Source organism: Gordonia sp. 'Campus', from assembly GCF_022206305.1.
Classification (GTDB): Bacteria; Actinomycetota; Actinomycetes; order Mycobacteriales; family Mycobacteriaceae; genus Gordonia.
In genome coordinates this window covers 245,502-258,029 of record NZ_JAKOIW010000005.1, presented here as the reverse complement: position 1 = coordinate 258,029, position 12,528 = coordinate 245,502, and the positions used below count along the sequence as shown (strand labels likewise).

The 12,528-nt window shown below is 66.6% G+C and carries 11 protein-coding genes; 2 read left to right on the top strand and 9 right to left on the bottom strand.

Features of this window, described 5'->3' with window-relative positions; translation table 11 throughout:
- Nucleotides 1–8: 8 nt before the first annotated feature.
- Entirely contained in the window at nucleotides 9–488 is a 480-nt protein-coding gene (locus tag MAY35_RS08165) for a MarR family winged helix-turn-helix transcriptional regulator (RefSeq protein ID WP_238420530.1), read from the bottom strand.
- Between the two features lie 246 nt (nucleotides 489–734).
- On the opposite strand from MAY35_RS08165, the gene MAY35_RS08160 reads away from it, so the two are divergent.
- On the top strand, nucleotides 735–1,502 hold the full coding sequence (locus tag MAY35_RS08160; RefSeq protein WP_238420637.1) for a metallophosphoesterase: 768 nt from the start codon (nucleotides 735–737) through the stop codon (nucleotides 1,500–1,502).
- A 16-nt stretch (nucleotides 1,503–1,518) separates the two neighbouring features.
- Here the strand turns inward: MAY35_RS08160 and MAY35_RS08155 are convergent, their stop codons facing one another.
- From MAY35_RS08155 to MAY35_RS08120, 8 genes are all read right to left on the bottom strand, one after another.
- Complete coding sequence (locus tag MAY35_RS08155) at nucleotides 1,519–3,795, bottom strand: bifunctional SulP family inorganic anion transporter/carbonic anhydrase (protein ID WP_238420528.1); 2,277 nt, start codon at nucleotides 3,793–3,795, stop codon at nucleotides 1,519–1,521.
- Between the two features lie 133 nt (nucleotides 3,796–3,928).
- Nucleotides 3,929–4,918, bottom strand: coding sequence for a YdcF family protein (locus MAY35_RS08150; protein ID WP_238420526.1), 990 nt, complete (start codon nucleotides 4,916–4,918; stop codon nucleotides 3,929–3,931).
- Between the two features lie 124 nt (nucleotides 4,919–5,042).
- A complete protein-coding gene (locus tag MAY35_RS08145; protein WP_238420524.1) occupies nucleotides 5,043–5,489 on the bottom strand; it encodes a DoxX family protein in 447 nt (148 codons plus the stop codon).
- A gap of 97 nt (nucleotides 5,490–5,586) precedes the next feature.
- Entirely contained in the window at nucleotides 5,587–5,826 is a 240-nt protein-coding gene (locus MAY35_RS08140; protein ID WP_238420522.1) for a nitroreductase/quinone reductase family protein, read from the bottom strand.
- 137 nt (nucleotides 5,827–5,963) lie between these two features.
- Nucleotides 5,964–7,490: an NAD(P)(+) transhydrogenase (Re/Si-specific) subunit beta gene (locus MAY35_RS08135; protein WP_238420520.1), complete on the bottom strand. Its 1,527-nt coding sequence runs from the start codon at nucleotides 7,488–7,490 to the stop codon at nucleotides 5,964–5,966.
- Nucleotides 7,491–7,510: 20 nt separating this feature from the next.
- Nucleotides 7,511–7,816: an NAD(P) transhydrogenase subunit alpha gene (locus MAY35_RS08130; RefSeq protein ID WP_004020381.1), complete on the bottom strand. Its 306-nt coding sequence runs from the start codon at nucleotides 7,814–7,816 to the stop codon at nucleotides 7,511–7,513.
- Nucleotides 7,816–8,946, bottom strand: a complete 1,131-nt coding sequence (locus MAY35_RS08125) for a Re/Si-specific NAD(P)(+) transhydrogenase subunit alpha (RefSeq protein WP_238420518.1) — start codon at nucleotides 8,944–8,946, stop codon at nucleotides 7,816–7,818. Before MAY35_RS08125 ends, MAY35_RS08130 begins: the two co-directional genes overlap by 1 nt.
- Before the next feature lie 362 nt (nucleotides 8,947–9,308).
- The gene (locus MAY35_RS08120; RefSeq protein WP_238420516.1) at nucleotides 9,309–10,907 is read right to left on the bottom strand and encodes a molybdopterin-dependent oxidoreductase; all 1,599 of its coding nucleotides are present in this window, start codon (nucleotides 10,905–10,907) and stop codon (nucleotides 9,309–9,311) included.
- A 141-nt stretch (nucleotides 10,908–11,048) separates the two neighbouring features.
- Between MAY35_RS08120 and MAY35_RS08115 the strand changes: the two genes are divergently transcribed.
- On the top strand, nucleotides 11,049–12,521 hold the full coding sequence (locus tag MAY35_RS08115) for an FAD-binding protein (protein ID WP_238420514.1): 1,473 nt from the start codon (nucleotides 11,049–11,051) through the stop codon (nucleotides 12,519–12,521).
- Nucleotides 12,522–12,528 lie beyond the last annotated feature (7 nt).

Below are 12,528 nucleotides of genomic sequence, written 5' to 3'. Positions count from 1 at the left end.
CACGGGTTTCACGCATCCGCATCCGGCTTGCGGGCTGGGCAGGCCGGGTTGAGGGCCGCATCGGCAGCGTCGACGAATCGACCGAGAAGCCTTACGAGAGTCTGGAGTTCGTCGTCGGTCCACTCCGCCATGACGTCCGCCATCGCCGATCGCCGCATCTCGCGCATCGCCAGGACACGGTCCCGGCCCGCATCGGTGATGACCAGGAGGGTGGCACGTCCGTCATCGGGATCGGCCTCACGACGGATCAGTTCGTGGTCCACGAGTTGAGCGACGTGACGACTCACCGTCGACGGGTCGGCGTTCATCGCCTCGGCGAGCTCCCGGGAACGCATGGACCGCCGGGAGAGCGGGAACAGCGCCTTGAACGCTGCCGCCTCGAACTCGCCCTCGCGTGTCCGGAACGTGGTGTGGACCGCGCGCTCGCGGATGCGTACGAATCGCAGCAGCGTCTCGAATAGGTCGTCGATCGCCTGGTGATCGAGCATTCCACCCCCTGCACTCCGAGCCTTTACTTTCCCTTTGCAATTAGTTGCGGCCTGCAACTAGTTGCCGTTCGCAAGTGTGCGCGCGAAGTAGAGAGAATGCAAACAGGTCGATTCCGACATCGGAGCGGGCTGGACCACAGTCGCGTCCACGGAGTGCGTTGCGCCTCGCACCGACGACGCGATGGGTCCCCCGGACCGCACGGCAGATAGCCTCGTGTGAGTCAGAGACCGGAACGGGAGCTCTTCGTGTTCGTTGTCGCCCACATCAGCGACCTGCATTTCAACGGGACGCGCTTCAACAGGAGCCGTATCGAGTCGACGCTGGACTATGTCAATGCCCACGCCGCCGGCATCGACGTCCTTCTGGTCACCGGCGACATCGCCGACGAAGGCGTACCGAGCGAGTACCGCGAGGCCCACGATGTGCTCGAGAGCCCGCTGCCGATGCTGATCACCGCGGGCAACCACGACGTCCGCGAACCCTTCAGCGCAGCCCTCATCGGCACCGAGACCTCCGGGCCGATCAACCACGCACGGCGGTTACGTGGACGGGACGGGAACGATGTCGTCTTCCTGATTTGCGACAGTTCGATTCCCGGACGCAACGACGGCCACCTCGATGACGAGACGATCGCGTGGCTGTCGAACGAACTCCGATCCGAGAACCCGTCCACCCCGGTGTTCATCGCCTTCCACCACCCACCGGTCGAGCTGCACATGCCGTTCATGGACTCGATCCGTCAGACCGGCGAGGAGCGCCTGGCCGCGCTCGTGGTCGAGCACCCCAACATCGTCGCCTTCCTGTGCGGACACGCACACACCCCGGCGGTGACCACCTTCGCCGACCGTCCCCTGTGCGTCGCACCGGGCGTCTCCTCGACCCTCAACCTCCCGTTCGAGGGCCTGGAGGTCGTCAATCGCGGTCAACCGCCGGGCATCGCGTTCCACATGTTCGACAACGACGCTCAGGGCAACGGCCGGTTCGTCACCCATTTCCGTTCGGTGATGTCCTGACCGCTTCCGACCGCCGTCACGTCGAGACCGCAGGCGCCTCCGCGCGCCGCGCCACCGGGGACAGACTCTGCGGGGTCACCTCGTACACCCGCGCCGTGGCGATGTCGAAGTAGAGGCCGACGATTCGGAGCCGGGCCTCGGCGGCCACCCGGCCGACCAACGGGTGGCGCGCAAGCGTCTCGATCTGCTTCGCGACGTTGACCACCGCCAGTTGATCAACCTCGGGTAGTCCGAGTTCGGCCGCGGCCCGGCCGGCGGGATGTCCGTGGCGGAACGCCACCCGGCTCGGCACCGCATGACGCAGCCAGCGCTGGATGGGCGTCCGGTCCGAGGTCTGACCGTCCGCGGTCGTCCCGGCGGGATCGGACTCCGCCTGCTCACCGTCGAGCAGAGCACGCATGGCGCCGCAGGAGGAATGACCGCACACCACAATGGACGAGACCGCGAGTTCGCCGATCGCGAATTCCAGTGCGGCCTGCACTGATACGTCGCCATCGGACTCGGTGGGGATCAGGTTGCCGACGTTGCGCACGGTGAACAGATCGCCCGGACCGCTGGCCGTGATGACGTTCGGCAGGAGTCGAGAGTCCGCGCAGGTCACGAAGAGCGAGTCCGGATCCTGCGTTTCGGTGACGTCGGCGAGCATGGCCCGCAGCGCGTCGGCGTGCGAGTTCTCGTATTCGTCCACACCACCGAGCACCGAACGCAGCGCTGCCGGACGTTCCTGCGCGGCAGCGGTGTCGGCGCCGACCCGATTGCGCCATGGGGTGAGGCCGGCGAACCCCGTCGTGTGTCTACGCGGTGGTCGACGCGGGGCGTCGACGAGCCGGGCACGACCTTTTTCGACCACGAGCACCGTACCGCCGCCCGCTTCGTGCGCCCACCGGAAGTCCCCGAGCATCTCCGACGCCGCGTGATCCAGGAAGTCGGTGTCGAGATCCAGCGTCAGGTGCGCTCCGTCCGGCACCTGTGTCAGCGCCTTGTTCAGCTTCGGCAGCGACAGGAAGCTCAGCGAACCATGCACGCGGACAACCCATTGCCCCGCGTCGACGCCGGTCCCCACCGGCTCGGAGGTGATCTCGGCGCGGACCACGCGCCAGACGACCAGTCCGATCGCCACCGCCAGACCGATGCCGACGCCCTCGAGGAGATTGAGGAACACGACCGACAACACGGTGATGACGTAGACCCAGAGATCGCCGGTGCGCAACGCGATCCGCATATGCGCCAACTTGACCAACTGGATACCGATCACCACGAGCAAGCCGGCCAGCGCGGCCATCGGGATCCGCTCGACGAGCCCCGTCAGCAACGCCGCGAACACGAGCACCCACACACCGTGCATCACGGCCGACGCCGAGGTGCGCGCACCCGAGGCCACGTTGGTCGTGCTGCGGACGATCACGCCGGTCACCGGCAGTCCGCCGAGCATCCCCGAGGTGATGTTCGCACTCCCCTGGCCGAGCAGCTCCCGGTTGAGGTTGCTGCGCGGTCCGGTGTGCATCTTGTCGACGGCCACCGCCGAGAGCAGCGACTCGACGCTCGCGATGAGGGCGACGGTCAGCACACCGAGAAGGACTGCGCCCCAACCACCGTCGGGCAGCTCCGGCAGCATGATCGCCTCGAAGAAGTTGCCGTCGATGCTGATCCGCTCGACGTCGAGACCGAACACGAAGGTCATGAGGGTCGCGCCCACGATCGCGACGAGAGGCCCCGGCACCTTGCGTACCGGTGACGGCAGCAGCGGCCAGACCAGCAGTACGACGATCACCGTGCCACCCACGAGTGCACCGGAGGTCTCGATGTTCGCCAGCCCCGACGGCAGCGAGGTCACGTTCTCCCACGCGGTGCTCGCCGAACTGCCGCCGAGTAGCACGTGGATCTGCTGCAGCGCGATGGTGATACCGATTCCGGCGAGCATCGCGTGCACGACCACGGGCGCGATGGCCAGTGCGGCCCCCGCCACCTTGCTGAGTCCGAACAGGATCTGCAGTACCCCGGCGCCCACGGTGATCAAACACGTTACGCGCCAGCCGAAGTTGGCGACCATGTCGGCGACGACGACAGTGAGCCCGGCGGCCGGACCCGAAACCTGAAGCGGGCTACCACCTATCAGGCCGACGACGATCCCACCGACGACCGCGGCGATGAGTCCGGCGAGTACCGGAGCACCCGACGCGATGGCAATTCCCAATGACAACGGAAGGGCGACAAGAAAAACCACGAGCGATGCGGGTAGGTCGTACCGCACCACGTCGCGAATCCCCAGGGCCCCGACTCCCTTTTTTCGCATATGTCCGAAGCTACCGACGATTTGTTGAATCCAGATGAATTCTGCCGGCGACAGACGCCGAAACCGCAGCGCAGCGGAAAAGCGGTGTGACTCACTTCACGACATCGGCCGTGACCGTTGCCCTGTGGGGCCCTCAACCGGACGAGCCGGCGCGCAACAACTCCTGGAGGATCTTCCCGCCGATCTCCGGGATCAGGCCGGGTCCGGGGTCGGGCAGGTTCTGCGGCAGCAACCCGGCTTCGTGTGTCGCCGGGATGCGTGCGGTCCGCGTGGCTTCGAGTCTGATGCCGGTCTGTTGCGACTTCGTCAACGGGGTCTGGAACTTCTCCAGGTCTGTCGCGGTGGTGAGGGACCCGACGACGCGCAGGCCCATGGCGCCGAAATCGGCTGCCCCACGCCGGATGTGGTTCGGCGAGGTGACCAGGACGATGTCGCGGATGCCGCGCGCTCGCAGGATCTCGGCGGTGTTCTGGGCATTGGCCACCGTCGACCCGGACTTGTCCTCGACGAGGATTCGGTCGGACCCGACACCGTTGTCGATCAGCCAGGTCCGCATCGCGGCCGCCTCGGTGACGCCCTTCTTGGGCACACCGCCGGTCACGACGATGGGGGCGCTGGTGGTGACCTCGGATTGCGCCTTACCTGCCGACACCCTGTTCACGAGTTCCGGCGCCATCTTGCCGTTGGCGTTCAGGCCGTATCCGAGGACGACGATCGCCACCCGGCCGGACACCGGTTGCGGCGTGGTCGCCGGAACGATCTGAGCGGCGGTGGTGACACCCGCGATGATGTTGCGCGCCGTGGTGGCCAGCATCGGGTTCATCATCGACAGTCGATTGAGGGCCGAGCGGACGACGACGACATCGTCGATCTGGTCGGCCCAGATCGCTTGCAAGGCGAGCGCATCGGTGTCTGCCGGCGCGATCGCGAGAACCTGCTGCAACAAGTCGAGTCCACCCGCGACGTCGCCGCCGCCGAACTTCGATTGGGCGCTGTTGTACAGACCGGCCGGATCGACGGCCGACGCGGTCGTCACCACCGATGCGTCCTGCGCCGGCAGGGTGCCGACGGCCACGCCACCGAGCGCCGCGACCGCGATCGTCGCGGCAGCCGCCACCTTCATCCGCTTCACTCTGGCAACACCAGTCACTCGCGTAACGGTACGAGAGATGCGCAACGACCCCGCACCCGTGCGATCCCAGATCGGTAACGGGTGCGGGGCCGGTGGTTCGGCGTGCCGGTGGGGCTCAGCGCTTCAGGCCGGCCACCTTCAGCAGTTCCGGACGGCGCAACGCCAGCCCGATCCACATGAAGACCCCGGTGTAGACCGCGAACAGGACCGTGTCGAACAGGGGCGCCTCGATCCTCATGTTGGCGGTGACCGCGCCACCGAGGTAGGCCGTGATGCCCAGGGCGCCGAGGACCGCGGTACGTGGGATGGCGAACACGATGAGACACACCAGGAGTACGACACCCATCACCAGCGCCTGATCGATCGGGAAGCCCAGCTTCGCCATCGAATCGACCACCTCCTGCGGACGCGTCAGCTTGATCACGACGTCGAAAGTGAGGAAGGCACCGACCAGGACGCTGATGACGATGCCCGTGATGCGACGCCGGTTCCGGCCGGACGACGGGGCATCCGCCGATTCGGAATCGGTGCGGTTGTCGGCGGTGACGGTGTTGTGAGCCATGACGATCTCCTCTGCGCGGAATGCGTTGTGTTGTGCAGGGACAGACACCTCACGTCGCCGGAACTCATCGGCCCGGGCCGCCCGAGATCGCAACGGCCTATCCGGTGATCGGCTCGAGCCGCACGAGGGGATACTCGCGAGCCGACTTCTTCTGGTACTTGGCGTAGCGCGGCTGGGCGTCGACGACCCGATCCCACGCGGTTGCCCGCTCCTCGGCCCCGAGGACGAGCATCTCCATGCCCCACATCGATCCGCTCTTGTTCCGGATACGGGTGACGGTGCGCGCGTTGATCCTTCGCTGATACCAGAGCGACAGGGAACGCAGTGACAGGGACATGGTTTCCTCCGTTGCGATCAGATGATGCACCGACACTACGGCGGCCTTCGCGCCCGTCGCTTCTCGATTCCTGCTCGATGACGACGAGACCCCGACGACCAGAACGGTTGTCGGGGTCTCGTGGCGAGGGTGAAGCGTTACAGCGCTTTCAGTTCCTCGATGACGCTGTCGACGCTCTTCTTGGCGTCGCCGAAGAGCATGCTGGTGCCGTCGGCGAAGAACAGCGGGTTCTCGATGCCGGCGTAGCCCGAACTCATCGACCGCTTCAGCACGATGGTCGATCGCGCCTCGTCGACGTTGAGGATCGGCATACCGTGGATCGGCGAACTCGGATCATTGCGCGCCGCAGGGTTGGTGACGTCGTTGGCGCCGATGACGATGGCGACGTCGGTCCGGCTGAACTCGCCGTTGATGTCGTCCATCTCCTTCATCGAGTCGTACTCGACATCGGCCTCGGCCAGCAGCACGTTCATGTGACCGGGCATGCGACCGGCGACCGGATGGATCGCGTACTTGACCTCGACGCCCTTGGCCTCCAGCAGCTTCGCCATCTCCTTGACCGCGTGTTGGGCCTGCGCCACGGCCAGACCGTACCCGGGGACGACGATCACCTGGTTGGCATACGCCATCTGGATCGCGGCGTCGGCGGCCGACGTCGCCTTCACGGTGCCACCCTCGGCGCCGGGACCGCCTGCGGCAGCGGCATCGCCGCCACCGAACGAACCGAACACGATGGCCGGGATCGACCGGTTCATCGCCTTGGCCATCAGGTTGGTCAGGATCGAACCCGAGGCGCCGACGATCATGCCGGCCACGATCAGCGCCGTGTTGTCCAGCGCGATACCCGCGGCTGCCGCCGACAGACCCGTCATCGCATTGAGCAGCGAGATGACCACCGGCATGTCCGCACCACCGATGGGGAACACCACGAACAGACCCATCACACCCGCGGCGACCAACACCGCAACCATCCACCAGACACTCGCGCCGCCGCCGTTCGAGGCGTCGACACCGAGGTAGATCGCCAGTCCCAGAGCGACGAAGAGCAACACGATGTTGGCGGCCTGGAACAGCTTGGCGTTGGAGACGAAGGTCTTCTCCAGCCCCTTGGGCATGATCTCCTGCAGCTTCGCGAATGCCACCAGCGATCCCCAGAACGAGACCGAGCCGATGATCGCGGCGATCAGCGAACCGATCACCAGCGGCGAGGCCGGTTCGACGTTGTGGAAGGTCGAGAACCCGGAGGTCTCGATGAATTCGGCCCACGCGATCAGCGCCACGGTGCCGCCGCCGACGCCGTTGAACAGCGCGACCAGCTGCGGCATCGCCGTCATCTTGGTCTTCAGCGCAGGCGGGATGCCCAGTGCCACACCGAGAACCAGACCGACGACGATGAGCACCCAGTTGATCGTGGGCACGCCCTCGGTCGAGTGCCCGTCGGAACCGACCGCTCCTTCGTTCCAGACGTAGAGCAGTGTCGCGGCGACGGCCAGACCCATGCCCACCGCGGCGATCCAGTTGCCGCGCACCGCGGTCTTGGGTCCGGTCAGGCCCATCAGGCCATAGATGAACAGGGAGAACGAGACGATGTAGAGCGCGGTCACCAGGTAGGCGACGCCCTCACTCGGGGTATGCGCGCCCGCCGCGAGTATCAGCTGTGACATAGATGTTTCTGGGGAGCCGTTCACTTGGCCGCCTCCTTCTTACCCTTGAACATGCCCAGCATCCGATCGGTGACCGCGAAGCCACCGATCACGTTGAGCGTGCCGAACACCAGCGCGACGAACGCGATGATGCGCACACCCCACCCGGCATCGGCGGGCAGCTTGCCCAGGACGACCAGCGCACCGAGCACGACGATGCCGTGAATGGCGTTGGTGCCCGACATCAACGGGGTGTGCAGGGTGTTCGGAACCTTGGAGATGACGGCGAAGCCGACGAACCCGGCGAGCACCAGGATCGCGAGATTCGCGAGAAGTCCGGCGTACATCAGGCACTCACCTCCTGCTGGCCGTCTTTCGGCCCGCTCACTTCGTTCCCGGCGCCGGGCTCATCTCGGGTGACACACGCGGCCGCGATCACCTCGTCGTCGAAATCCGGTGTGATGGAACCGTTGTCGTCGAGCATCAGCTCGATCAGCGCCAGCAGGTTCTTCGAGTACAGCTCGCTGGCGTGCTCGGGCATGGTCGCAGGCAGATTCAGCGGTGCCGCGATCGTCACGTCGTGTTTGACGACGGTCTCGCCCGGTTCGGTCAACTCGCAGTTGCCGCCGGTCTCACCGGCGAGGTCGACGACCACACTGCCCGGCTTCATGCCCTCGACCGCGGCCGCGGTCACCAGACGCGGCGCCGGACGACCCGGCACCAGCGCGGTGGTGATCACCACGTCGAACCCCTTGATGGCGTCTTCGAGCGCCTGCTGTTGCTGGGCGCGCTCGTCGTCGGTGAGCTCACGGGCGTACCCGCCCTCACCGGCAGCATCGATGCCCAGATCCAGCCACTGCGCACCGACCGAGCGGACCTGCTCGGCGACCTCGGGCCGCACGTCGTATCCGGTGGTCCGGGCGCCCAGACGCTTGGCCGTGGCCAGCGCCTGCAAACCCGCCACGCCGACGCCGAGGACCAGCACCGTGGCCGGCTTCACCGTGCCCGCGGCCGTCGTCAGCATCGGGAAGAACCGCGTCGACACATCCGCGGCCACGACGACCGACTTGTACCCCGCGACGTTCGCCTGCGAGCTGAGCGCGTCCATCACCTGCGCACGAGAGATACGCGGAATTGCCTCCACCGCGTACGCCTCGACCCCGGCATCGCGCAGCGTGCCGATCTGATTGTCGGCGTTGCGCGGCGCGAGGAAGCCGATCAGCCGCTGACCGCTGCGAAGCTTGCCGATCTCGGAATCCGACGGCGGTGATACCCGCAGGACCACATCGGCCTCGTACGGATCACCGATCGACGCTCCCGCCTCGGTGTACGCCTCGTCGGGGATCAGAGCGCCGAGACCGGCCCCCGACTCCACCACCACGGGCACCTTCTTGCCCACCAGCGCGGCGACCACCTTCGGGACGAGCGCCACTCGGCGCTCCCCCGGGGCCGTCTCGCGCACGACACCCACTGTCATTTTTTTCACCCTGCCTGATCCGGCGCCGCTCACCGCGACGCCGTTGGTTGGCGCGCCTGCACTCGGCGCGTCTTGTCAACGAGGTGACCCGCCACCAGATCGTGCAGCTCCGCCATGTGTGTCGGCGGAACGGACGACCTGACGCAGGTCACGAGGTGCACGGGTCGGACAAGGGGATGACTGTCACCCGGCTCACATAAAGGTGCGTTGAACATAACATGCGTTCTCAGCGGCAGCTCAGGCGAGTCAGATACCTCACTCTGCCCTTGACGCTGCGGTTTTCCGCACTTCTGGACACATGTCCGGACAGAAGTCGTCCGCAGGGCGCGCCCACACCGTGTGAACGGGGTCGAGCAGAAGGGTCAGACGATGGTGTAGACGTGGTCGTCCAGACCGCTCGCGCCGTCGGGAGCGGTCGCCTGATAGCGCTCGATCTGGGGCCGGCCGAGCTTGTCGATTGCGCGGCATTCGAGGGTGTGCTCGCCCTTGGTCGCCTGCCACGGGAACCGCCACTGCCGCCAGGTGTCGATGCTGTACTCCTCGGCGAGCTCCGCGGGTTGCCACGGCCCCTGGTCGACACGGACCTCGACGCGCTCGATCCCGGTGTGCTGGGCCCAGGCGGTGCCGGCGACGATGACCTCTCCCGCGGGGTGCTCGGAGTTGTCGGCCGGGCGATCGAACCGCGAGGCCATCTTGATCGGACCCATCGCCGACCACCCGCGCGTCGTCCAGTACGCCTTCGCCTCGGAGAAGCGGGTGATCTCCCAGTCGACGACCCACTTGGTTGCCGAGACGTAGCCGTACAGTCCGGGCACCACCTGGCGAACGGGGTAACCGTGTTCGAACGGCAGCGGGGATCCGTTCATGCCGATGGCCAGCAACGCATCGCGGCCGTCGGTGACATCGGAGATGGGCGTACCGCATGTCCAACCGTCGATGCTGGTCGACAAAAGCATGTCGGACCCGGGTTTGACGCCCGCGAGGTCGAGGACCTCGCTCATCGGCACCCCCAGCCAGCGGGCGTTGCCGACGAGGTCGCCGCCGACCTCGTTGGAGACACAGGTCAGCGTCACGATGCGTTCGGTCATGGGCATCGCCAGGAGGTCGTCCCAGGTGAGCGTGACCTCTTTGTCGACGTCACCGTGGATGCGCAACCGCCAGTCCTCGGTGGTCAGTGTCGGCACCTGCAGAGCTGTGTCGATGCGGTAGAAGTCGTCGTTGTCGGTCATGAAAGGCGTTGCGCCGGAATCGGACAGATCGACCCCGTCGGGTACCGGCGGAGCAGACGTCCTCGGCGTCGGGAGCAGGATGCGAGCCCGGTCGGCGATGATGCCCGCGGTGTCGGTGAGCATCTTGCGCCCGACCACACCCGCGGCGACGGCCACCGCGGCCACGCCTGCCGCGGTCAGCACGAAGCGTCTCGACATCGACGCGCGTTCGGCCGGGCGCGCATCGGCATCATCCGCCCCGGCGCCATCGGTCACAGCGCCATCGGTCACAGCGCCAGCACGGCGCGGAGCGAGCTGCGCCAACAGCAGTCGCAGAACGAGGACGCCGACGATGCCGGCGACGACGGAGGGCAGGGCGTGGGTCCACGTGGCGTTCGGCCGGTTGAGTGCCGCGATGACACCGACGACCCCGAACGCCACCACCACGAGGGAGCCGAGCGGCGGCCGACGGCGCTCGAGGTATCCGCAGGCGGCCGCGAGAACAGCGATCAGTACGCCCATGCCGACGAACAGCGCGAGCTTGTCCGCGGTGCCGAAGGTGTCGATGGCCCAGTCACGTACCGGCTTGGGTGACAGGTCGACCACTGAGGAGCCGACCGCGAAGTACGGCGACGCGTCCGGCGAGATCGGCACCGCGGCGAGTTCGCCGGCCGCGAGAGCAGCACCGACAGCCACCACACCCGCGATCCCGGGGGCCGGCGACAGGCTACGCCGCGTCGTAGTAGAGGACATATTTCTTGATACCGAAGAAACCTGTGAGTACGCCGTGGGCCGTTAGTTCCGAGATCACCCGGTGACCCGACCGGCAGACCGGTGCACAAATCGTTACCAAGGACTAGAACAGGTTCTAGTTCGTCGGTTAATCTGACGCCCATGGCTACCAGTACCGAGATCCCGGAGACCGTCCCCCTCTCTTCGGTGTCCGAGTTCTCCGACGAGGTCGATGTCGTCGTGATCGGGTTCGGCATCGCCGGCGGATGCGCCGCGGCGGAGGCCGCCGCGAACGGGGCGCGGGTGCTCCTGCTCGAACGCGCCGCGGCTCCGGGCGGCACCACCTCGCTGTCCGGCGGGTTCTTCTACCTCGGCGGCGGCACCGCCGTTCAGAAGGCCACCGGCCAGGACGACTCCGTCGAGGAGATGGAGAAGTACCTCACCGCGGTGTCGGTCGATCCCGAGCCCGACAAGATCCACGCCTACTGCGCCGACAGCGTCGACCACTTCAACTGGCTCGAAGGCCTGGGCTTCACCTTCGAGCGCAGCTTCTATCCGGAGAAGGCCGTCATCCAGCCCGGCACCGAGGGACTGATGTTCACCGGCAACGAGAAGGTCTGGCCGTTCAAAGACCAGGCCGTACCGGCACCGCGCGGCCACAAGGTCCCGGTACCCGGGGAGACCGGGGGCGCGAAGCTGGTCATCGACCTGCTCGTCACCCGGCTCGACGAGCTCGGCGCCGAGGTCCGGTACGAGACCGGCGCCCGTCAGCTGGTCGTCGATGACAACGGTGCGGTCGTCGGCGTGACGTGGAAGACGCCCGATGCCGAAGGCGTCATCCGCGCGGACTCGGTGATCATCGCCGCAGGCGGCTTCGTGATGAACCCCGACATGGTCGCTGAGCACACCCCGCATCTCGCCGAGAAGCCGTTCGTCCTCGGCAACACCTACGACGACGGACTCGGCCTGCGTATGGGTCAATCCGCCGGTGCCGCACTGAAATACATGGACAACGCATTCATCACCGCGCCGATCTACCCGCCCGCGAGCATGGTGATGGGCGTCATCGTGAACAAGTACGGCGAACGGTTCGTCACCGAGGACTCCTATCACGCGCGGACTTCGGGATTCGTTCTCGAACAGCCGGATTCGGTCGCATACCTCATCGTGAACGAGTCGCACATGAACGAGAAGCAGAACTATCTCGTACCGCTCATCGACGGCTGGGAGACCATCGAGGAGATGGAGCGCGACCTCGGAATCCCCGAGGGCAAGCTGCAGGCGACCATGGCCCGCTACAACGAGAACGCCGCCAAGAAAGAAGACCCCGACTTCCACAAGGCGGCGGAGTTCCTCGAACCGCAGGACACCGGCCCCTGGGCCGCCTACGACCTCTCGCTCGGCAAGGCCATGTACGCCGGCTTCACGATGGGCGGCATGGCGACGTCGTTGGACGGCGAGGTGCTCGACGAATCGGGCAGCGTCATCACCGGCCTCTACGCGGCCGGCGCGAGTGCGACCAACATCGCCCAGGACTGCAAGGGCTATTGCAGCGGAACGCAACTGGGCGAAGGGTCGTACTTCGGCCGGCGCGCCGGGCGGCACGCGGCGGCGCGAGTGACCACGAGCGCGTAACGACCCC

Coding starts and splice junctions, on each gene's coding strand:
- MAY35_RS08125 (WP_238420518.1), bottom strand. CDS start 8,946: ATGACAGTGGGTGTCGTGCGCGAGACGGCCCCGGGGGAGCGCCGAGTG.
- MAY35_RS08155 (WP_238420528.1), bottom strand. CDS start 3,795: ATGCGAAAAAAGGGAGTCGGGGCCCTGGGGATTCGCGACGTGGTGCGG.
- MAY35_RS08140 (WP_238420522.1), bottom strand. CDS start 5,826: ATGTCCCTGTCACTGCGTTCCCTGTCGCTCTGGTATCAGCGAAGGATC.
- MAY35_RS08165 (WP_238420530.1), bottom strand. CDS start 488: ATGCTCGATCACCAGGCGATCGACGACCTATTCGAGACGCTGCTGCGA.
- MAY35_RS08150 (WP_238420526.1), bottom strand. CDS start 4,918: ATGAAGGTGGCGGCTGCCGCGACGATCGCGGTCGCGGCGCTCGGTGGC.
- MAY35_RS08135 (WP_238420520.1), bottom strand. CDS start 7,490: ATGTCACAGCTGATACTCGCGGCGGGCGCGCATACCCCGAGTGAGGGC.
- MAY35_RS08115 (WP_238420514.1), top strand. CDS start 11,049: ATGGCTACCAGTACCGAGATCCCGGAGACCGTCCCCCTCTCTTCGGTG.
- MAY35_RS08145 (WP_238420524.1), bottom strand. CDS start 5,489: ATGGCTCACAACACCGTCACCGCCGACAACCGCACCGATTCCGAATCG.
- MAY35_RS08130 (WP_004020381.1), bottom strand. CDS start 7,816: ATGTACGCCGGACTTCTCGCGAATCTCGCGATCCTGGTGCTCGCCGGG.
- MAY35_RS08120 (WP_238420516.1), bottom strand. CDS start 10,907: ATGTCCTCTACTACGACGCGGCGTAGCCTGTCGCCGGCCCCCGGGATC.